The organism is Phycisphaerales bacterium AB-hyl4 (assembly GCA_041821185.1).
Classification (GTDB): Bacteria; Planctomycetota; Phycisphaerae; order Phycisphaerales; family Phycisphaeraceae; genus Natronomicrosphaera; species Natronomicrosphaera hydrolytica.
In genome coordinates, this window is sequence record JBGUBD010000010.1 from 23,160 (window position 1) to 44,810 (window position 21,651).

Here is a 21,651-nt window from a genome sequence, read left to right on the forward strand (position 1 = left end):
AATCCCCTCATGCCCCGCGATACACCTGACAACACGCTTTACCTGATCGACGGCCACGCGCAGATTTTCCGCGCCTACTACGCGATCCGTACGAGCATGACCAGCCCCGTCACCGGCGAGCCGACCAACGCGGTGTTTGCCTATACGGGGATGCTGCTGAAGCTGTTCAACCAGTTTCGCCCGCATTATGTGGCGATGGCGATCGACTCGCCGGGCAAGACGTTTCGCGATGAGTTGTATGAGGATTACAAAGCGCAGCGCGAAGCTCCCCCGGAGGATTTCGCCCAGCAGATTCCGCGCATTCTCGAAATCACTCGGCTGTTCGGCATTCCCGTGCTGGGTCAGGAAGGCGCGGAGGCGGACGACCTGATCGCCACCATCACGCAGCGGATCCTCGACGACGCGGGCCACGCGGACGTGAAGCTCCGCCTCGTTTCGAAGGACAAAGACCTCGAACAACTGCTCGGCGATCGCGTGACGATGTTCGACATTCACACGGACACGACCATCGACACCGACTGGCTGATGGAGAAACGCGGCATCACGCCCGAACAGGTCATCGACCTGCTCACCCTCACCGGCGACAGCGTGGACAACATCCCCGGCGTCAAAGGCATCGGCCCGAAGACTGCCAGCGCGCTGCTGCAACAGTACGGCTCGATCGACAGCCTTTACGAACATCTCGACGAGATCAAAGGCAAGCGCAAGGAGAACCTCGTTGCGGCAAGAGAGTTTCTCCCGACCGCGAAAAAGCTCGTCACGCTCGACCGCGATGTTGATATCCCCTTCAACCTTGAAGACGCAAGAGTGGGAGGTATTGACGCTCAGACGCTGCGCGTGCTGTTCAAGCAGATGGGCTTTAATCGCCACGTCGACGAGCTCGACCGCCTGATCGCCAACGGCAGCGGCGGCGTCCCGCAGACCACCAGCGGGCCGACGTCAACCGGCGGCAGTGTCGCCAAAGCCGCTGCATCGAAGCCCGCCGACCCGCAGCAGCCCGGCCTGTTCGACACGGGCGAGCCGGACGCGAGCGCCGACGCAGCGCCAAGGCCCGACCTTTCGCGAGCCGAGCAATACGACTACGCCGCCATCACCACGCGCGAGCAGCTTGATGATCTGGTGGCCACGCTCAAGCAGCAGAAGCTCATCGCGGTCGACACGGAGACGATCGGCCTCGGCCACAAGACGCAGCTTTGCGGCATCTGCCTCGCGTGGCGGGCGGGCCAGGGCGTGTACGTGCCCGTGCGATCGCCCGAGCCTGGTAAGCATCTCGATCCGACGACCGTGCTCGATGCGCTTCGGCCGGTGCTTGAAGATGATGCGCTGCCCAAGTGTGGCCACAACCTCAAGTATGACCTGCTCGTACTGCGGCACGCGGGCGTGCAGTTGCGCGGCGTTGCGTTTGACTCGATGGTGGGCGCGTACCTGCTCAACAAGCCGGGCCTGGGCATGGACCACCTCGCGCTGGCGGAACTCCAACACGAGACGATTCCCATCAGCCAACTCATCGGCGCGAAGGGCCGAGGCAAGACGCAGAAGACGATGGACCAGGTGCCGCTGGATGTGATCACGCCTTACGCGGCGGAAGATGCGGACCTGTCGCTGAGGCTGGCGGAGAAGATGCGGCCGGAGCTTGACGAGCTTGGCATGTCGGCGTTGCTGGACACGATCGAAACGCCGCTGGTCAGCGTGCTCGCGGAGATGGAGCATCACGGCGTGTTGGTCAACCCGGCGGTGCTGGACGAGCAGCGAAAGAAGCTGGACGAGCGCATTATCGAATTGCGCGACGCGATACACGACGCGGCGGGCGAGCCGTTCAACATTGATTCGCCCAAGCAACTCGCGGAAGTGTTGTTCACAAAGCTGAAGCTGCCGGTGGGCAAGCGGACAAAGACCGGGCCTTCGACCGATGTGGAAGTGCTTGAAAAGCTTTGCGACAACGAGGAACTCACCGATGAGCAGCGGGCCGTGCCGAAGCTGATGGTGGAGTATCGTCAGTTGACGAAGCTGGTGGGCACGTATCTTGAAAGCCTGAAGGAAGCGATCGACGAAAAGTCGAAGCGCATCCACGCAAGCTTTCACCAGACGGGCACGACCACGGGTCGGCTGTCGTCCAGCGGGCCGAACCTCCAGAACATCCCCATCCGCACGGACATCGGCAGGCAGATCCGAAAAGCATTCATCGCGGACCCGGACCATGTGCTGCTGTGTGCCGACTACTCGCAGATCGAGTTGCGCATTCTCGCGCATCTGAGCAATGACGAAGCACTCATCGATGCGTTTGAGAAAGACCAGGACATTCACGCGGCGGTCGCGGCGCAGGTGTTCGGCGTTGACCTTGACGCGGTGACCAGCGAGCAGCGCGGGCATGCGAAGACGATCAACTTCGGCATCGTCTACGGCGTTACGGCGTACGGGCTCGCGCGGCGGATTGAAAACCTCGACGTTGATGCGGCGAAAACGCTTATCGCTGACTACCGCGCGCGCTTCACCGGCATCGACCGTTTCCTGGCGGAGTGCATCGCGCACGCGGAGCAGCACGGCTACGTCAAGACCATGCTCGGCCGACGGCGACCGATCCCGCAGATCAGCTCGACCAACGGCAACCAGCGCGCCCTCGGCGAACGGCTGGCGATCAACACCGTCGTGCAAGGCTCGGCCGCCGACCTGATCAAGCAGGCGATGGTCAACCTGCATCGCCGAATCGAACGCGACAAGCTGCCGATGCGCATGCTGCTTCAGATTCACGACGAACTCGTGCTCGAAACGCCCGGCAGCGAAGCGGCAGCGATGGGCAAGATCGTCCGCGAAGAGATGGAGCAGGCGATGTCGTTGAAAGTGCCCTTACGCGTCGACCTCGGGCAAGGCGCGAACTGGTTCGACGCGAAGTGATTCCACGTTGCAAGTTGCTGCCCATGAAACACGACTACGATTTCGATCCCACGTATGGCTACGACCTCGACGCGCTGCTGCAGGTTGGCGCGCCCGACGCGCCGGCGGACTTTGAAGCGTTCTGGCGGGAGACGTATGAGCAGGCGATGGCGGTGCCGCCTCGGCCGACGGTGACGCAGATCGATCAGACCGATCGGCTGACCGTGTACGAAGTCGACTTCGACAGTTGGGGCGGCGTTCGGCTGGGCGGGTGGTTGACCGTGCCGCGCGAGGGCGATGTCATGCGCGGCATCGTGTTCGGCCACGGCTACGGCGGTCGCGATAAACCCGACCTCAACGTGCCCGGCCCGCCGGCGGCGGTGCTGTTTCCGTGCATACGTGGCTTTCATCGCTCGGCGAAGCCCGACCTGCCGAGCACGGCCGCGCGGCATGTGATTCACGGCATCAAGTCGCGGGAGACGTATCTACATCGCGGCAGTGTGGCCGACGTCTGGGCGGCCGCGAGCGCGCTGGTCGAGCTGTACCCCGGCGCGGCGGACTGCCTCGACTTCATCGGCGGCAGCTTCTGTGGCGGCATTGGCGCGCTGGCCTTGCCATGGGACGACCGCTTCCGTCGCGCGGCGCTTCGCGTGCCGAGCTTCGGCAACCATCCGCTGCGCGTGACGCTGCCTTGCCGTGGCAGCGGCGAAGCGGTGCGGGCGTATATTCGTCATCACTCGGCCGACGCGGTGCTCGATGTGCTCGCGTATTTCGATGCGGCCGTCGCGGCGCGCTGGCTGGAGAAGCCGACGTTGTGTCAGTGTGCGCTCTTCGATCCGAAGGTGCCCCCGCCGGGCCAGTTCGCGGTGTACAACTGCCTGGCCGGCGCGCGGTCAATGCTGGTTCGCAAGGCCGGTCACTTCGACTACCCGGAGCAGGCGGAGGAAGATCGCATGTTGCACGAACACACCGCCGCGTGGTTCGCAGCGTCGGACGTGACGAGTCTGGCGGACGCGCGCGACGAAACATCGGTCAATGAACGTTAGTCGTGGCGTGCGGGCCCCCTGCCGCGCTTAGTCTCATCGCGTCATAAACAAACCGTCGGCCTCGGCGGTGCGCGTGACGTCGAAGTCTGCCAGGTACGCCATCGGCCGACGCGGGTCGAACGCGCTGTCATCGAAAAACGTGTCCGCGCCCAACGCCACCGGCGGCGTGCCCGACAACGTCCACGGCTGCGCGTGCGTGCCTTCGCATTTGTAATCCACCGCTGGGCATGGCAGCGCGAGGTCTTGCGCCGCGGCGCGGTACACCTCCGGCCGATAGACCTCGCGGGCGATCTGTTCCATGTCTACCCGCGGATCGAGTTGGCCCCAGCGGATCATCTGCGTCAGCGTCCACATCGCATGCGACCGCCAGGGGAAGTTTGCCGCGTGTCGGTGAAACACGAAAAAGTCCGGCGTGTTTGTCGTCGGCTCGCCGGGGCCGTATCGAAACTGCCCCGTCAGCGCCGCCGCGACCGCTGAGGGCGATGCATCAACATAGCCTGGCTGCGCGACAAGCTGCGCCGCCTCCTCGCGGTTGTCGGGGTGATCTAACCAGGCGCACGCTTCAAGCAGCGCGCGAATCAGAGCGCGATGCGTGTTGGGGTGACGCAGGGCCCAATCTGCGCGGACGCCGAGCACTTTCTCCGGGCTATTGGACCACAGTTCATGCTTGGCAATCAGCACACGGCCCACGCCGCGCTCGACGGCGACGCTGTTCCAGGGCTCGCCGACGCAGTAGCCGTCGATCTCGCCGCGCGACAGTGCGGTGACCATGCCCGGCGGCGGCACGACGATCAGGCGAACGTCGCGGTCCGGGTCGATGCCCGCCGCGGCGAGCCAGTAGCGCAGCTCGTAGTGATGCGACGAAAAAGGAAACACGGACGCGAACGTCAACGGCTCACGGCCCGCTGCGGCGTTGAACTCGATGACCTTGCGCAACGGCTCGGCAGTGATCGGCCGACGACGCATCGCTTCGGGGTCGACGGCGGTCATCTGCGCGTGCAGCTTGTTGGAGACGGTGATGGCGTTGCCGTTAAGGTCGAGGCTCATGCCGGTGATCATCGGGCACGGCAGGCCGGTGATGCCCAGCGTGGCGGCGAGCGGGATGGCGGCGAGCATGTGGGCGGCGTCGAGTCGGCCGCAGGCGAGCTTGTCGCGGATCGCAGACCACGACGGCTCGCGCGTGAGGGTGACGTCGAGGCCCTGACGTTCGAAGCAGCCTTTATGTCGAGCAACCACCAGCGGCGCGCAGTCGCTCAGCGGAATGAAACCAAGGCGCAGTTCGCGCTGCTCCGGCTCGCCTGCGAGCGGGGTGATGTAAGCCCCCGCGTTCAGCTGACCGTCAGCGGTGGCGCGGTTTGCGTCAGCCTGGGGTGTGTGGTCATTTCGCAACAGCGTGTTCATGGCTTCGCCTCCGCTTCGCTGGACAATAGATGCGCCATGTCAATCACATCCCGGGCGACGTCGACCAGCAGGCGCTTGCGGTCCATCGCGAGCTTTTGCAATGCCCGGTACGCTTCGGGCTCGGTAAGGTTTCGTTGTGACATGAGGATGCCTTTCGCGCGGTCGACGAGCTTGCGCTGGGTTAACGAGGTGCGGGCCTTCTCCAGTTCATCGCGCAATGCCTGGAAGCGGCGGAACTGCGCAATGGCGACCTCGATGATCGGCTGCACCTGTGCACGGTCGATGCGCTCGACGATGTATGCGGACACGCCGGCGTCGATGGCCTGTTCGATGGTTCGGCGATCCTGGTTGGCGCTGAACATGACGATCGGCCGAGGGGCGTCGCGATGGATGGCCTGGACCTGTTCGAGCGTGTCGCGGTCGGGGGCGTCGACGTCGATGAGGACGACGTCGGCCTTAGTCTCGCGGACGCGCTGCGGCAGGAAGTCGCCCGGGCCGGTGCTGCTGACGATGGTGTATCCCGCGCTGCGTAACGCCGACTCCAGCGCCGCTGCGCGGTCGGGATGCTCATCAATCACCATCACTCGCACGGGAGGGTCGGCCATCTGCTATTGCTTTGGGCAAAGCCCGTGCCGCGCGGCCTGCGACTTGTCAGTTGCCGTTCACACCGGCCCGGCCGCGACTTTTTGAGGCAGCAGCCCCGCCGCTGCGCGATTTCTCAACACCGTTGAGCGTGCAATCCCCGCTGAGGCGTGATGAGCGGCTTTGGCATCCGCTTTGCTTCTTCTCTCATCGCCGACCGCGATGGTGCGCCGCTGCTCAATGACGAGCGCGACGCACCTCCCACCCCCGCGCGAGGCTCAGCAAGCCAACGTTGCCTGCTCATCGGACAAGGGTGTCCGTTCCAGCGCCGCTCGACGCGATGACGAACCGATTCGTCATGTGGTCATTGAGCGATCCAGCGCTTCCGCCTTCGGCTCGGCCTGGCCGAGCCGCTGCACACCCGCCCCCGAGAGGAGCCAACGATCATGGAATTAAAAGGCAAAGCGACCCGACTCTGGTCTGATTTTCATCGACTCGACAAGCCACAGATCCGCGCGTTTCACCTGTCATGGTTCGCCTTTTTCCTCTGCTTTTTCGCATGGTTCGGCATCGCGCCGCTGATGCCCATCGTCCGCGATGAGTTGGGCCTGACCGCGCAGCAGATCGGGTGGACGATCGTGGCGTCGGTCGCGATCACCGTGCTCGCCCGCCTGTTCATCGGCTGGGCCTGCGACCGTTACGGGCCGAGGTTGGCGTACTCCGGGCTGCTGGTGTTCTGCGCGTTTCCGGTGATGGGCATCGGCCTGGCGCAGAGCTTTGAAACGTTCCTGATCGCACGCCTGCTCATCGGCGTGATTGGCGCGTCGTTCGTCATCACGCAGTATCACACGTCGATCATGTTCGCGCCCAACCTGGTCGGCACGGCCAACGCGACCAGTGCCGGGTGGGGCAACCTCGGCGGCGGCGTCACGCAGTTTGCCATGCCGGTGGTGTTCGCCTTCTTCGTCACCATCCTCGGCTTCAGCGAGGCGGTCGGCTGGCGGTTAGCCATGGTCTCCGCTGGCGTGGTGTGTCTGCTGGTGGGCATTGCTTACTTTTTCTTCACGCAGGACGCGCCGGAGGGCAACTACCGTGACCTTCGCGCACGGGGCAAGCTGGCTGACGCGAAGAGCACGCGCGGCACGTTCCGGCTGGCGTGCAAGGACCATCGCGTTTGGGCGCTGGCGATCATCTACGCGGCCTGCTTCGGTATTGAGTTGACGATTAACAATGTGGCGGCACTCTACTTCGCTGACTACTTCGGAATGGGCCTGACCACTGCGGGCATCGCGGCAGCGTGCTTCGGGTTGATGAATATCTTCGCCCGCACGCTCGGCGGGATGTTCGGCGACCGGTTCGGATTGAAATGGGGGCTGAAGGGGCGCGTGACCTGGCTGTTCATCGCGCTGTTCGCGGAAGGCATCGCGCTGATGTTCTTCTCGCAGATGACGTGGCTGCCGCTGGCGATCGCGACGTTGATTGTCTTCAGCCTGTTCTGCCAGATGGCGGAGGGGGCGACGTTCGCTGTCGTGCCGTTTGTGAATAAGAAGGCGCTGGGCTCGATCTCCGGCATCGTCGGCGCGGGGGGCAATGTGGGTGCGGTGTCGGCTGGCTTCCTGTTCGCCGGGGCAATCGACTGGTCGACGGCGCTGCTCATCCTCGGCGCGCTGGTGACGTGCTGTTCGTTCCTTGCGTTTGCTGTGCGTTTCTCGCCCGCCATGGAACGCGAAGCGTGGGAAGACCTTCAAGGCGAACTGGCCCGCTCGGAAGCGGACGACGAAAACGCGCCTGCCGGGATGCCGCTGCCTGCGTGATGCCATGACCACCGTTGCCCCCACGAGTTTGACGGTCGAGGGTCGCGAGCTTGTTCAGGACTTCCTGACTGAGCAGCGGCGGATGACCGCGGTCGACCGCTTCAGTCAGCGGTACGATCACGACGATGCGGACGGCGGCGCGCCGGCGCAGGCCCGCTACTACCGCGACCTGATTCCGTTGGCGAAGCCGGAGGCTGGGCAGCAGTATGCGTTCGAGGTTGATCTCGACGCGTGCAGCGGGTGCAAGGCGTGTGTGTCGGCTTGCCATAACCTCAACGGGCTGGACGAAGGCGAAACGTGGCGCGAGGTTGGCCAACTCGTCTCCGGCCCGCTTGATGACCTGCTGCCCGGCGCCTTGGCGGACGAGCACGGTGCATCGTCTAAACTCGAAACTGGAAACTCGAAACTAGAAACCACCATACTTCAACACATCACCACCGCCTGTCATCATTGCCTGGAGCCCGGCTGCCTCGAAGGTTGCCCGGTTAAGGCGTATGACAAAGATCCGGTGACGGGCATCGTCAAGCATCTGGACGACCAGTGCATTGGCTGCCAGTATTGCGTGTTCAAGTGCCCGTACGACGTGCCGAAGTATCACAAAGGCAAGGGCATTGTTCGCAAGTGTGACATGTGCAGCGATCGGCTGGCGGAGGGCGAGGCGCCCGCGTGTGCACAGGCTTGTCCGACGCAGGCGATTCGGATTCGCATTGTTGATGTGGATGAAGTTCGAGCCGACGCGACGGCCGGGCGGTTTCTGCCTGCTTCTCCTTCGCCTGCTGACACGAAGCCGACGACGCGATACCGGACCCGCCGCGATCTTGCGGGCGCGCGTGCCGCCGATGCACATCGACTTGAAGCCGAGCACGCGCATCTGCCGTTGGTGATCATGCTCGTGCTGACGCAGTTGGCGGTGGGCGGCTATCTCATCGGTGCGATCATTGAATGGCTGACAGCGGGGGCGCTGTTCGAACCCGTGCGTTCGCTTCATGCGACGTTGACGCTGGTGTTTGCGGTGGTGGCGTTGGGGGCGAGCACGCTGCATCTCGGTCGGCCGATGTATGCATTTCGCGCGGTGCTCGGCTTGCGGACGTCGTGGCTGAGTCGTGAGATTGTGAGCTTCGGCGGGTTTGCGAAATTGGCGTTCGCGTACGCGGGCGTGAGTTGGTTTGCGGCTGACATGTTCGACGGCGTGCTGGTGCGCGGGCTGGCTGTGATGGTCGCGGTCAGCGGGCTGGCCGGTGTGTTCTGTTCGGTGATGATTTATGTCGACACGCCGCGGCCGTTCTGGCGGGCGAGCGATACGGGGCCGAAGTATCTGTTGACGATGTTGATCCTGGGCGCTGCGGTCACACTACTGTCGGGCGGCGCGGTGGCGGCGGGGTCGTCGACGGTGACGTTTTATGAGTTGATGGCTGGCTGGGGTCGGCCGTTGTGTCTGCTGCTGGCGGGGTTGACGCTGCTGAAGCTCGCGTGGGAGGCGCGCGTGCTGCTTGCGTTGCGCGATATTGAGCAGACGCCGATGAAGCGCAGCGCCCGCCTGCTGGTCGGGCCGCTTGCGCGGGTGACGTTTACGCGCACGCTGACCGGGCTCGCGGGCGGGGTGGCGTTGCCGTTGCTGTTGGTGCAGAGCACGAGCGACCCGGCCGCGCCGCCGCCGGCGTTTCTCACGATCATCGGCATTGCGTTTGTACTGCTGCTGGTGGGCGAGTTGCTGGAACGTTACCTGTTTTTCTCAGCGGTGAGTGCGTTGAAGATGCCGGGAGGGTTGCACGCATGATCAAGCTGCCGACCACCGCCGCGACGTTGACCGACCGGGTGCGCAGTGCGATCCGCAACTGGCATGGTCCGCTGACGCGTGAGCTGCTGCGCGAGCCCGGTCGATTCGGGCTTGGGCAACTGCCCGCGTCGCGCACGCCTGACGCAACGACGACCATGATCTGCGGCTACTGCTCGACGGGTTGCGGGCTCAACATTCATTTGAAAGACAACAAGGCGATCAACCTCACGCCCACCACCGAGTATCCGGTGAACCTCGGCATGGCCTGCCCCAAAGGTTGGGAAGCTCTCAATGTGCTGAACGCGGACGACCGCGCGACAACGCCTTTGCTTCGCGATTCGGCGAGTAACGGCAAGCTTCGGCCGACGGATTGGCATACCGCGCTGACGACTTTCACCGACCGCTTCAAGGCGATTCAACACAAGCACGGGCCGGCGTCGGTGGCGTTCCTCAGCACGGGGCAGATCGTCAGCGAAGAGATGGCGCTGCTGGGCGCGCTGGCGAAGTTTGGCATGGGCATCGTGCACGGCGACGGCAACACGCGGCAGTGTATGGCGACGGCGGTGACGGCGTACAAGCAGTCGTTCGGCTTTGATGCGCCGCCTTACACATACGCCGACTTCGAGCAATCCGATGTGATTGTGCTGACCGGTGCGAACCCGTGCATTGCGCACCCGATCATGTGGGAGCGCATCTGTCGGAATCAGCGGAGTCCGCGCATCGTGGTGATCGATCCCCGCCGAACGGAGACGGCCGTGGCGGCCGAGGCGATGGCGGGCGAGCACTTGCCGCTTCGCCCCAAGAGTGATCTGACGTTGTTTTATGGGCTGGCGAATCTACTGATCGAAGCGGATGCATTGGACCATGACTATATCCGCGAGCACACGACGGATTTTGATGCGTTCGCGAAGCATGTGGCCGACTATTCGCTGGATCGCGTGGCGAACGAAACGGGGTTGCCCGCGCAGCAGTTACGCGCGCTAGCCGAGCTGATCGGCTCGGGCAAACGTGTATCGTTCTGGTGGACGATGGGGGTGAACCAGTCGCATGAAGGGACGCGGGTCGCACAAGCAATCATCAACCTTGCGTTGATGACGGGCAACCTCGGTAAGCCGGGTACGGGGGCGAATTCGATCACCGGGCAGTGCAACGCGATGGGCTCGCGACTGTTTTCCAATACGACCAGCCTGCTTGGTGGGCACGCGTTTACGAATGCTGAACATCGCGAGAAGGTAGCCATGGCGCTGGATATTCCGGTCGATCGGATTCCCAGCGAAGACAGCCTTGCGTATCCGGAGATCATTGAAGCGATCGACAAGGAGCAGATCAAGGGGTTGTGGGTGATCGCGACGAATCCGGCGCACTCGTGGATCGGGCAGCGCGATTTCAAGCGAATCATTGACAAGCTCGACTTTCTTGTTGTGCAGGACATGTATCGCTCGGCCGAGACGGCGCAGCATGCGGACCTTGTGTTGCCCGCCGCGGCGTGGGGCGAGAAGGATGGCACGTTCATTAACTCCGAGCGCCGCATCGGGCTGGTGAAGAAGGTGGCGGAGGCGCCGGGGCAGGCGCTGGCGGACTTCTGGATATTCAAGTTGATCGCGCAGTATTGGGGCTGTGGCGAGATGTTTGCGCAGTGGGAATCGCCGGAGCATGTGTTTCAGTTGCTCAAGCGCGTCACGGCCGACCAGCCTTGCGATATCACGGGGATTGCGGACTACCGCATGATTGATGAATGCAACGGTATTCAGTGGCCGTTCGCGAAGGGGGCGGATTTGAGCAGCGAGCGTCGGCTGTTTGAGGACGGCCGGTTTTATCACGCGGACAGCCGGGCGCGGTTTATCTTTGAGCGCGGGCGGCCGATGCCCGAGCCGGTGAACGAGGCGTATCCGTTCGTGCTGCTGACCGGCCGAGGCAGCAGTTCGCAGTGGCATACGCAGACGCGGACGAGTAAGTCGTCGGTGTTGCGCAAGCTTTATCCGCAACGGGTGTACGTCGAAATGCACCCGGCGGACGTGCGTCGGCTTGGTATTGAAGCGGGCGAACAGGTGTCGGTCGCGTCGCGGCGCGGGGCGTTGCAGGCGATCGCGTTTGTGACGCCAACCGTGCAGCGCGGGCAGGTGTTCGTGCCGATGCACGATGCGCAGACCAATCGGCTGACCGACCCGGTGTTTGATCCGTATTCGCGACAGCCGGCGTACAAGGCGTGCGCGGTGTCGGTTCGGCGTGTGGCGCATTGGGAAAGGCAGGCTATCGAATGAGCAGTGAGCAAGCAGATAACGTTGCGTTGACGATCGAACAACAGCAATACCTGGCCGGCTTCGCGGTGGGTAGCGGCATTGGTGGTTCGCGTGCCGCTGACGGTGGCGGTGGCGGTGACTCGCCAGGATCAACAGAGGCGTATGCGGGGCCGGACGCGATTCATCGCGCGGCGCAGGATCGCACGGTTGCGGCCGGGGGGAAGCTGTGCAAGGAAGAGAAGGCGAAGCGGAAGCAGCATGCGCTGGATATGTGGGACGACCTTGTCGCGCGAGCGAAGCGCGGCGAGTTCCCTAAAGGGACGGATGTGTTGCTGACGAAGTTTCACGGCATGTTTTATGTCGCGCCGGCGCAGGACTCGTACATGTGCCGTATGCGCTTGCCGGGGGGCATCATTCGCAGCGCGGCGTTTCGCGGTGTGGCGGATATCGCCGACGCGCACGCGGGCGGGTATGCCCATGTAACCACGCGGGCGAACCTTCAGATTCGCGAGATCCCCGCCAGCGATCCGGCGCATGTGATCACAAAGCTGCTGGACCTGGGGATCGTGACGCGCGGCTCGGGGGCGGACAACATTCGTAACATCACCGCCAGTCCGACGGCGGGGATTGATCCGCATGAGTTGTACGACACGCGCGAGCTGGCGCGTGAGATGCATCATCACATCCTCAACCATCGCGAGCTTTACGGCCTGCCACGGAAGTTCAACATCGCCTTCGACGGCGGCGGCTGCATCTCCAGCCTCGCCGAGACGAACGACGTCGGCTATGCGGCGGTGCGTGTGGCCGACGAACAGGCAAGCGACGACTTCCCGTCGGGCGTCTACTTCCGCTTGCAACTCGGCGGCATCACCGGCCACGGCGACTTCGCGCGCGATACGGGCATCATGCTTCGGCCGGAGCAGTGCGTGCCGGTGGCGTCGGCGATCGTTCGCGTGTTTATTCAGCATGGCGATCGCACAGACCGTAACAAGGCACGGCTGAAGTACCTGCTTGATGACTGGGGCTTTGACAAGTTCATCGAGCATGTCGAAACGGAGTATGGGGAGGCGCTGCCACGCTTCGCGGTTGAAGCGTGTGAGCCGCGGATGCAGGCGAGGGCTGACGCGCATGTCGGTGTGCATGAACAGAAGCAGGCGGGGTTGCGTTATGTGGGCGTTGTGCTGCCGGTGGGTCGTATTGAAACAGATCAGATGCGGGCAGTGGCGGATATCGCTGAGCGGTACGGATCGGGAACGATTCGGCTGACGGTGTGGCAGAATCTGTTGATCAGTGATGTAAAGGAAACGGACATGCCGGCGGTGCAGGAGGCGCTGCTTGCTGCGAACCTGACATGGCAAGCTAACAGCATCCGGGCCGGGCTGGTCGCGTGCACGGGGAGTCGGGGGTGCAAGTTCGCTGCGGGGGATACGAAGGGACACGCGCTCGCGATTGCTGAAGCGCTCGAAGATAAGCTTGAGCTTGATCAGCCAATCAACATTCACTTGACCGGCTGCCACCATTCTTGTGCTCAACATTACATCGGCGACATCGGCCTGCTCGCGACCAAGGTTGAAAGCAGGCCGGGTAGCGACGAGATGGTTGAGGGGTATCACGTCTATGTTGGTGGCGGGCATGGCGAACAGGCGAACATCGGACGCGCGTTGGCGGCCGACATACCGCACGACGAACTGCCCGCGCTGCTCGAACGGCTGCTTCAAGGTTATATGCGCGAGCGCGAAGGGGATGAATCTTTTTACGCGTTTGCTCGGCGGCATGAGGTTGAACAGTTGAAGGCGATGGTTGAGGGGCAGGTGGTTGGGTGAGGGAGTGATTTGGCGATTTGGTGAGTTGGTGGTTTGGTGATCGGGTGGTTGAGAGAGGGTGGGCCTCACGGATGCAATCCGTGGGCTTTGGTGAGGATGTATTGGGAGTGAATGATGCGACAGGTTCCGACGATTCCAGATAACGCGCCGTTTAATGCGGCGCAGCGCGCCTGGCTTAATGGGTTTTTTGCGGGGCTTGCGGGTGAGGGGGCGGCGAGCGACGCGGGGGCGACGTCGGTTGCGCCTGCCGAACAGGCAGCGGCGGCGCAGACGTGGCGGGATGTGGATGATGAAGATGTTGAGTATGACTGGCATGACCCGGCGATGCCGATGGACGAGCGGATGAAGCTGGCGGCGGACAAGCCGTTGGAGTTGCGGCTGATGGCGGCGATGGCGCAGCTGGATTGCGGGTCGTGTGGCTACTTGTGTCGCAGTTATGCGAAAGCACTGGCAGACGGCGATGACGGTGACATGGGCAAGTGCGTACCGGGTGGCAAGCAGACGGCGCGGATGATCAAACAGATCATGAAAGACGCTGGCGACGAAGCACCTGGCGCGAAAGGCGATGCTGCGGGTAACGTTACGGGCAACGGGCAGGTCGAAGTGCGCAGCCAAGGCAAGGCGATTGTCGATGAGGATGGTCGGCCGAAATATGGCCGGGACCATCCGTTTCCCGCGCCGACGCTTGCGGTGCGAACGCTCACGGGTGAGACGTCGGCGAAAGATGTGCGGTTCGTCTCGCTGAGCATCGCGGGCAGCGGCATGAGCTACAAGGCGGGGGATAGCCTCGGCGTGTTCCCGAAGAATTGTTATGAGTCGGTCGATGCACTGGTACGGCTGACGGGCTTCGGCGGCGGTGAACTCGTGCCGCTGCCCGACGGGCGGGTGATGACGTTTCGCGAAGCGCTCATCGAGTGGTGCGATATCGACAACCCCTCGGATGAGTTGTATGAACTGCTGGCGTCGCATGCGTCGAGCGATGAGGCGAAGCTGCTGAAGCAGGCGAGTGAGGGGTTGGCGGTGGACGGGTTGGTGGACGAGGCGCGGGTGATTGATGTGATGGCGCGGTTTCGTTCGGCGCGGCCGTCGCCGGTGAAGCTGGTTGAGGCGCTGGACCGATTGCAGCCGCGTCTGTATTCGATCGCGTCTTCGCCGAGGCGGTATCCGGATGAGATTCATCTTTGCGTCGGCGTTGTGCGGTATATGCAGGCCGGCCGACGGCGAAAGGGTGTGGCGAGCACGTTCCTGGCGGAGCGGTTGGCGAGCTACGAACCCGTGCCGGCGTATGTGCAGGGTTCGCACGGCTTCGCGCCGCCGAGCGAGGGTGAGCGGGATGTGATCATGGTGGGGCCGGGCACGGGGATCGCGCCGTTTCGCGCGTTTTTACAGGAGCGTGAAGCCACGCAAGCGAAGGGGCGCAACTGGCTGGTGTTTGGCGATCAGCATAGTGCGTCGGACTTTCTGTTTAAAGATGAGCTGGAGCAATATCGCGACGCGGGCGTGCTCACACGGCTGAGCACGGCGTTTTCACGCGATCAGGATGAGAAGATCTACGTGCAGCATCGCATGCTTGAGCATGGCGCGGAGATGTGGCAGTGGCTCGACGGCGGAGCATGCTTTTATGTGTGTGGGGACGCGACGCGGATGGCTGGCGATGTCGATGCGGCGCTGCACGCGATCATCGCGGAGCATGGGCGAATGAGCGAGGCGGAGGCGAAGGCGTATGTGAAGCGGATGACCGATGATCGGCGGTATCTGCGCGATGTGTATTGAAGATGGAGCGGGGGGCGCGCGGCGCAGCGGAGACGCCAAGGGACGCTTTCAATTCGTTTATCGAAAATGATCTTCGACACGAGACCGCGGGCGGCTGAGCGATCAGGCCTTCGCGGTTTTTCGTTCGGCCAATGGCAGAGAGTGACCTCCTGGCTGGATCTTCATGCAGAGCTCGCGAGTTTTTTATAGGCTTGTTTGCGGTGAAGCAGATGGCGCGGCGTCTGGTCGATGGCCGCTGGCTGAATAATGGTCGAACTGAAAGAGAAACACGTGGCTTTAAAAATAGCGATTGCCGGCCTGCGTCATGGCCACATCATGCAAGTGGTCAAGCTCGCACAAGACACCCAGGGCGTGGAACTGATCGCCTGCGGCGAGGACCACGAGCCAACGCGCACCGCGATGGCGGAGCAGGTTTCCATCACGCATGACAACGTGATGCAGATGATCGACGAGGTCGACTGCGATATCGTCGCGATCGGCGATTACTACGGTCGGCGAGGCGCACTGGCGATCACCGCGCTGCAGCGCGGCAGACATGTGCTCAGCGACAAGCCGTTGACCACGAGTCTGGCGGAGCTGAAGCAGATTGCCGACCTCGCCGAGGCGTCGGGCCTGGCGGTGGGTTGTCAGTTGGACATGCCGGAACTGCCGAATTTCGTTCGTCTGCGCGAGTTGGTGCAAGGCGGATCGCTCGGCCGAGTTCATCAGATCGCCTTCGGCGGCCAGCATCCGCTGATGTATGGCACGCGGCCGGGCTGGTACTTCGAGCCGGGCAAGCATGGCGGGACGATCAACGACATCGCGGTGCACGCGATCCACCTGATCCCGTGGATGACAGGCGTTGAGATTGATCGCGTGGTCGCGGCGCGAACGTGGAACGCGTTCGCCGAGGCGGTGCCGCATTTCAAAGATTCCGCGCAGCTGATGCTCCGCCTCTCGGACGGCGCGGGCGTCGTGGGTGATGTGTCGTACGCCATGCCGCGGGAACTGGGCTACAAGCTTGCCCAGTACTGGCGGTTCAGCGTGTACGGCAGCGAAGGCATGGCCGAGACCTCCGCCACGGCTGACCATGTGACGCTCGTCCGGCATGATGATGACAAGCCGCAGCTGCTTGAAGGGCTCGCGCCGAAGCAGCCAAGCTATTTTGAATCGTTCTTGAGCGAAGTGCGCGGCGAGAAGGATCAGGCTGCCATCACCACCGCGGACGTGTTGCGCACCTCGGCGAAGGCGCTTCAGATTCAGGCGTTCGCAGATGAACAAGGCGATAGCGCGGGGCAAGCCCTGGGCTGGCCGATGTGAATCGGTCGAATCGAATTCTTCATCAAACTCGGCGCTGGGGATGAGGGTGACGCCCACGGCGTGACGCCGTGGGCTTCGATCGTACCCCGAGAGTCATGTCCGGTTCGTATCAGAATCAATAGCCCTTCGCCCAGGTGTCTTCGATGTCGGCGGCGACGGTTTCGGCAATGAAGCAATCCGTGCGAAGCGTCTGGTGGATGCTCGATGGCAGGCGAGGTGTTACGGGCCCGTGGTAGCAGAGGCGGGCGATGAGGCGCTGCCAACTCGTGGCGGTGCCGGCGACGCTCAGGGCTGCCATTTCCCAACGATGGCGGGCGGCGATGATTTCTTTCGGGCCGACGGTTGCGGCTTTGGGGGGCACGGCGGAGAGGTCGCCGCTGTAGCCCATGCTGCCGTGCAGTGAGTTTTGCGCGATGGTGAACGGGCTGAGCGTGCAGATGCGTGTGCCCATCTGTTTCCATTCCTCGAGCGAGACATCGCGGTCGCCGCCGAACTCGGGCGCCTCCGGCTCGACGAAGGCGACATGCCCCACCCAGCCGGGGCCGGTGTAGCTGATGTCGAGTCCGCCGGCGTCGTGCATCAGGTCGAGGTAGTGGTCGAGGTTGTCGTTGGTCGGGCCCACCACCTGATTGCGCCGCGGGCGCAGGTCTTCGTCGATCTCGTTCCAGAAGAATCGCAGCAACGAATAGACGAAGCCGCGCTGCCAGTTGTCCGGCGCGACGCGGCCGTCCTGGTCGGCGTACTCGTCCATGGCGAAGAACCAGGCATGCTTGCAGTTCAGCCGAGTGCGGTTGATCCAGCGGGCGAGGTGGCGATAGTCGGGGATGGGGTTGGGCAGCAGCATGACGCAGGGCTTGCCTTCGTCGGCGGTCGCCTTCAGCCGGGCGTACATGTCCGAGTACATGAGATGGAGCAGGTCGCCGTCGGCGATAACGCGAATGCGGAAGTCGGGGTTGTCGTGCTTGTCGATCTCGCTTCGCTTGATTGCCCGGCAGCGAGCGATCACGTCGCGGTCACGAAACGGGACGTGCAGTGATGGTTCGTACTGGAAATCACCCATTGGTTTGGCCTTCCGCTGTCGAACGCTGGGGGGGGGGCGAAGCAGGGTTCGCCCATTCGTTTATTTTTGTGAATTTGTGTTTATATTGAACATGCGAGTAAGTGTCAATCGAATCATGAGCGGAACACCTCGCACGCCCCATGGGCGTGATGAATCTTGCTGCGCACGCGGGGGGCGAGGATCGGCCCTAGAATGTCGGCCATGAATCGCCGGACTGCCGACTCAAACTGGACCACCCGTCGCCTGCTGGAATGGACGGCCGAGCATCTGAAACGGCACGGCGTGGACAGCCCCCGCCTGTCGTCGGAAATGCTGCTGTCGCATGTGCTCGGGGTGCAGCGGCTGAAGCTGTACATGGACCCGGACCGCCCGGCGAGCGAACTGGAGCGGGCGGCGTTTCGCGAGCTGGTCGAGCGGGCCAGCCAGCACGAGCCGGTCGATTACCTGGTGGGCCAGTCGTCGTTTTTTTCGATGATGTTCAAGGTCAGCCCGGCGGTGCTCGTGCCTCGGCCGAGCACGGAGACGGTGGTGGAGCATGTGATTCAGCACGCTCGACGGACGCCGGGCTTTCACAACGCGACCATCGCGGACGTGTGCACCGGCAGCGGCGCGATCGCGGTGGCACTGGCGAAGCACATGCCCCACGCGCGCGTGATTGCCACCGATCTATATGAAGACGCGCTGGCGATCGCGCGGGAGAACGCAAAGCGGCATGATGTGAGCGACCGGATCGAGTTTCGTCATGGCAATCTGCTTGATGCGTTGGGGTCGGATCGTGTGCAGTACCTGGTGAGCAACCCGCCTTACATCAGCGATGAGGAATGGGACGCGGTCGCGCCGAATGTGAAAGACTACGAGCCGGTGCACGCGCTGCGCAGCGGGGTGGATGGGCTGCGCGACCTGCGGGTGTTGATCGCTCACGCGCGGGAGCACCTCGCACGGCCAGGGCAGGTGGTGTTTGAAATCGCGGCGTCGCAGAAGAAGGCAGTGCTCGCGCTGGCGGAAGAAGCGGACGGGCTGACGAACGCGCATGTGCTGGCGGACCACGAGGGGCTGCCGCGTGTGCTGGTGGCCGACGCACGGTAGGCGAGTTGTGAGGAGCGGTAGCTGTGTCGAAGCCGACGAATGATGAGCCCTCGCCGTGGCCGCCGCCGGGCATCGGGCCCTGGGTGCTGGCGTCGATGACGTTGTGGTCGGCGGTGCTGCTGGTGAAGCTGTATCCGTTCTCGTTCGACAGCGCCGGCTCGGGCGGCGAAGGGCTGCTGTCGCTGTCGCCGCGATCGGGGACGACGGTGTTATGGCAGATCGCGATGTTCGTGCCGCTGGGGTTTGTCGAGGCGCAGCTGGCTCGGCGACTGCTGGAGGGCTTTTCCGCTGCGACATTGATGCTGGTGATGCTCGATGCGGGGCTGCTGAGCCTGGTTGGTGAGACGGTGCAATGGTGGCTGCCGACGCGGACGAGTTCGGTGATCGACCTGGCGGCAAACATGATCGGCGGTGTGGCGGGCTATTTGCTCTGCCAGCATCTAAACGACTGGCGGAATCGCGGTTGAACGAAGCGGGCGCGGCGGCTGCGTTTTCGTCGGTCGGCCGGGGCGTGTATCCTGTCGGGTCTGACTTCCCCGTTTCGACGCATTATTGAAGAAAGCGAGACTGTTTCATGCCCGTTTCCACAGAAATGTTCGACCTCACCGGCAAAGTCGCCCTGGTCACCGGCGGGACGAGCGGCATCGGCAAAGCCGTCGCGGCCGCCTTCGTTCAGCACGGCGCGAAGGTGCTGGTGGGCTCACGCAACCAGGAGAAAGTCGACGCCGCCGCGAAGGAACTCGACGGCATTGCCGACGTCTCCGGCGAAGACCCGGTCGCCGCGGGCGTGTCGATCGACGTCGCCAACGGCGGCTCGGTCGATCGCGCGGTCCGCAAAGCGGTCGATCTGTTCGGCGGCCTGCACATCGTGGTCAACTCCGCCGGGCTGATGTGCAAAAAGCCCAGCTTCGACCTGACCGATTCAGATTTCAACGACCTTTACAACATCCATGTCACCGGCTCGCTGCGCGTCGCGCAGTCGGCGGGGCATATTTTCCGCGAGCAGCATGAAGGCTGCATCATCAACCTCGCGTCGATCAGCTCATTTGTCGACCTGGTGGAAGTGGCGGCGTACGCGAGCGCGAAGAACGCGATCCTCGGTCTGACGCGGAGCCTGGCGAACGAGTGGGCGAAGTATGGCATTCGCACGAACGCGATCGCGCCCGGCTTCGTGCCGACGGACATCAACCGCAAGATGATCGAGGGCACGGACCGCGGCCGACGCATCATTGAGCACACGCCGATGGGTCGCTTCGGCGATTCGAGCGAAATCGCAGGCGGAGCGGTGTACCTCGCCTCGCCCGCCGGCCGATTCGTCAACGGCCACACGATCGTGATCGACGGCGGCTACCTCGCCTCGGGCATCGGCGACAGCGTCGCGCCCTGGGAAAAAGACGACTGATTGAAGCAATCCAATCCACATCAAGCCGCCGACGCGTACACCCGCCTAGGGTTGACGTGTCGGCGGCTTTGTTTTGTGATGAAGCCGTGGGCAGGCATCCAACGAAAGAAGGAGCATCATCATGGCAGAGGCAATGACCGACACGCAGATTCAGCAGGCACTGGGCGACCTGCCCGGCTGGTCGTATGAGCAGGGCAAGCTGCAATGCAAGCACGAGTTCGCCGGGTTTAAGGAAGCGATGAGCTTCATTGTCCGCGTCGCGTTTCACGCTGAAGAACAGGGGCATCACCCGGAAATCTTCAACGTCTACAACAAAGTCTCACTGTCGCTGAGCACGCACGACGCGGACGGCAAGGTGACCGAAAAAGACGTGAAGCTGGCAAAGGCCATCGCAAGCTTCGACTGGCGTGCGCCGAAGTGATGAGCGTGCGCAGCCGACTACGCTGAGGCGTTGTGGCGGGCTTTGAGTTCGTCGGCGTATTCGAGGATCGCTTCGTGCGTGGTGTACGCCGGCTCCCAGTCGAGGCCTTCCTTGGTTGCGCTGAGGTCGGCGCAGGTGTAGTCCTGGTAGAAGCTGTAGGGGTTTTGGAAATAGTCGGGCTCGTAGCTTGTGCCCAGTGCTTCGTTCAGTGAGGCGACGATCTGGTTGAAGCTGGTGGCAGTGCCCGTGCCGACGTTGTAGATGCCGCTGACCGCGCCGGCTTCAGCGCCGGCGAGGGTGCACTCGACAACGTCTTTGACGTAGACGTGGTCGCGGGCCTGTTCGCCGTCGTGGAAGATGCGCGGCCGATCGCCTGCGAGCATTTTCTGCGCGAGCTGGTAGATCATGCTGGCCATGTGTTTTTTGTGGCTTTCGCCGGGGCCGAAGACGTTGAAGTAGCGTAGGCCGACGATGTGAGCGCCGGGGTAGTCGCCCATGGTTTGTCGGGCGAGGTTTTCCATGAGCCACTTGGAGAAGCCGTAGACGTTGGCGGGTTGGCCGGCGTCGTTGAGGTGGAAGGGTCGGCGGGCCCGGGTCGCGCCGTTGGCGGTCGTGCCGTAGGTCGCGGCGCTGGAGGCCCAGACGAGCTTGATCTGCATCTCGGCGGCGAGGCTGAGCAGGACGCCGAAGGGCTCGACGTTGTGGGCGATCATCTGCGCCTGGTCGGTGACGGTGGTGTCGGTGATGGAGGCTTCGTGGAAGATGACGGTGGGCTGGAAGTCTTCGACCAGGCCGCCGAGGTCGAGCTCATGCAAGGGGCGGGCGATGACTTCACCGCGATAGCTGAAGCCCTGTCCATGCTCGTCGGCAAGGTTGGCGAAGCTGCCGGAGCGGAAGTCGTCGACGACGAGCAACTCGGCGTCGGGCTGGGTGGATTGGAGCTGGCGGACGAGGTTTGAGCCGACGAAGCCGGCGCCGCCGGTGATGAGGATGTTCATGGGTATCAGTTTCGCGTTTCGAGTTTCTGGTTTCGAGTTTAGGGGATCAGGATACCGC

General features: G+C 63.3%; 16 protein-coding genes. 12 read left to right on the plus strand and 4 right to left on the minus strand.

Annotated features, from left to right (window positions below; all coding sequences use genetic code 11):
- Positions 1–9 precede the first annotated feature (9 nt).
- Positions 10–2,892 (plus strand): DNA polymerase I, encoded by a 2,883-nt coding sequence (gene polA, locus ACERK3_14900; protein ID MFA9479575.1) that lies wholly within the window; start codon positions 10–12, stop codon positions 2,890–2,892.
- Between the two features lie 23 nt (positions 2,893–2,915).
- Positions 2,916–3,917 (plus strand): acetylxylan esterase, encoded by a 1,002-nt coding sequence (locus tag ACERK3_14905; GenBank protein MFA9479576.1) that lies wholly within the window; start codon positions 2,916–2,918, stop codon positions 3,915–3,917.
- A 33-nt stretch (positions 3,918–3,950) separates the two neighbouring features.
- Here ACERK3_14905 and ACERK3_14910 read toward each other — a convergent pair whose 3' ends face one another.
- Both ACERK3_14910 and ACERK3_14915 read right to left on the minus strand, forming a co-directional pair.
- On the minus strand, positions 3,951–5,318 hold the full coding sequence (locus ACERK3_14910; GenBank protein MFA9479577.1) for a CmpA/NrtA family ABC transporter substrate-binding protein: 1,368 nt from the start codon (positions 5,316–5,318) through the stop codon (positions 3,951–3,953).
- On the minus strand, positions 5,315–5,923 hold the full coding sequence (locus ACERK3_14915; protein MFA9479578.1) for an ANTAR domain-containing response regulator: 609 nt from the start codon (positions 5,921–5,923) through the stop codon (positions 5,315–5,317). Before ACERK3_14915 ends, ACERK3_14910 begins: the two co-directional genes overlap by 4 nt.
- A 423-nt stretch (positions 5,924–6,346) precedes the next feature.
- Between ACERK3_14915 and ACERK3_14920 the strand changes: the two genes are divergently transcribed.
- The 6 genes from ACERK3_14920 to ACERK3_14945 all read left to right on the plus strand — a co-directional run bounded on the left by ACERK3_14920 (position 6,347) and on the right by ACERK3_14945 (position 16,626).
- Positions 6,347–7,714 (plus strand): MFS transporter, encoded by a 1,368-nt coding sequence (locus ACERK3_14920; protein MFA9479579.1) that lies wholly within the window; start codon positions 6,347–6,349, stop codon positions 7,712–7,714.
- Between the two features lie 4 nt (positions 7,715–7,718).
- Positions 7,719–9,491, plus strand: coding sequence for a DmsC/YnfH family molybdoenzyme membrane anchor subunit (locus tag ACERK3_14925; GenBank protein MFA9479580.1), 1,773 nt, complete (start codon positions 7,719–7,721; stop codon positions 9,489–9,491).
- Positions 9,488–11,752, plus strand: a complete 2,265-nt coding sequence (locus ACERK3_14930; protein ID MFA9479581.1) for a molybdopterin oxidoreductase family protein — start codon at positions 9,488–9,490, stop codon at positions 11,750–11,752. The genes ACERK3_14925 and ACERK3_14930 overlap by 4 nt, the downstream gene beginning before the upstream one ends.
- Complete coding sequence (locus ACERK3_14935; GenBank protein MFA9479582.1) at positions 11,749–13,554, plus strand: NirA family protein; 1,806 nt, start codon at positions 11,749–11,751, stop codon at positions 13,552–13,554. The genes ACERK3_14930 and ACERK3_14935 overlap by 4 nt, the downstream gene beginning before the upstream one ends.
- Before the next feature lie 111 nt (positions 13,555–13,665).
- Positions 13,666–15,327, plus strand: a complete 1,662-nt coding sequence (locus ACERK3_14940) for a sulfite reductase subunit alpha (GenBank protein ID MFA9479583.1) — start codon at positions 13,666–13,668, stop codon at positions 15,325–15,327.
- A gap of 270 nt (positions 15,328–15,597) precedes the next feature.
- On the plus strand, positions 15,598–16,626 hold the full coding sequence (locus ACERK3_14945; protein MFA9479584.1) for a Gfo/Idh/MocA family protein: 1,029 nt from the start codon (positions 15,598–15,600) through the stop codon (positions 16,624–16,626).
- 115 nt (positions 16,627–16,741) lie between these two features.
- Here the strand turns inward: ACERK3_14945 and ACERK3_14950 are convergent, their stop codons facing one another.
- Positions 16,742–17,686 (minus strand): hypothetical protein, encoded by a 945-nt coding sequence (locus ACERK3_14950; protein ID MFA9479585.1) that lies wholly within the window; start codon positions 17,684–17,686, stop codon positions 16,742–16,744.
- Positions 17,687–17,887: 201 nt separating this feature from the next.
- Between ACERK3_14950 and prmC the strand changes: the two genes are divergently transcribed.
- The 4 genes from prmC (at position 17,888) to ACERK3_14970 (ending at position 20,595) form a co-directional block, all read left to right on the plus strand.
- Positions 17,888–18,772, plus strand: coding sequence for a peptide chain release factor N(5)-glutamine methyltransferase (gene prmC / locus ACERK3_14955; GenBank protein MFA9479586.1), 885 nt, complete (start codon positions 17,888–17,890; stop codon positions 18,770–18,772).
- Positions 18,773–18,795: 23 nt separating this feature from the next.
- Positions 18,796–19,239: a VanZ family protein gene (locus tag ACERK3_14960; protein ID MFA9479587.1), complete on the plus strand. Its 444-nt coding sequence runs from the start codon at positions 18,796–18,798 to the stop codon at positions 19,237–19,239.
- A 107-nt stretch (positions 19,240–19,346) separates the two neighbouring features.
- Complete coding sequence (locus ACERK3_14965; protein MFA9479588.1) at positions 19,347–20,174, plus strand: SDR family NAD(P)-dependent oxidoreductase; 828 nt, start codon at positions 19,347–19,349, stop codon at positions 20,172–20,174.
- A 121-nt stretch (positions 20,175–20,295) separates the two neighbouring features.
- Positions 20,296–20,595, plus strand: coding sequence for a 4a-hydroxytetrahydrobiopterin dehydratase (locus tag ACERK3_14970; GenBank protein ID MFA9479589.1), 300 nt, complete (start codon positions 20,296–20,298; stop codon positions 20,593–20,595).
- A 17-nt stretch (positions 20,596–20,612) separates the two neighbouring features.
- Here ACERK3_14970 and rfaD read toward each other — a convergent pair whose 3' ends face one another.
- Positions 20,613–21,593: an ADP-glyceromanno-heptose 6-epimerase gene (gene rfaD / locus ACERK3_14975; protein MFA9479590.1), complete on the minus strand. Its 981-nt coding sequence runs from the start codon at positions 21,591–21,593 to the stop codon at positions 20,613–20,615.
- Between the last annotated feature and the right edge of the window lie 58 nt (positions 21,594–21,651).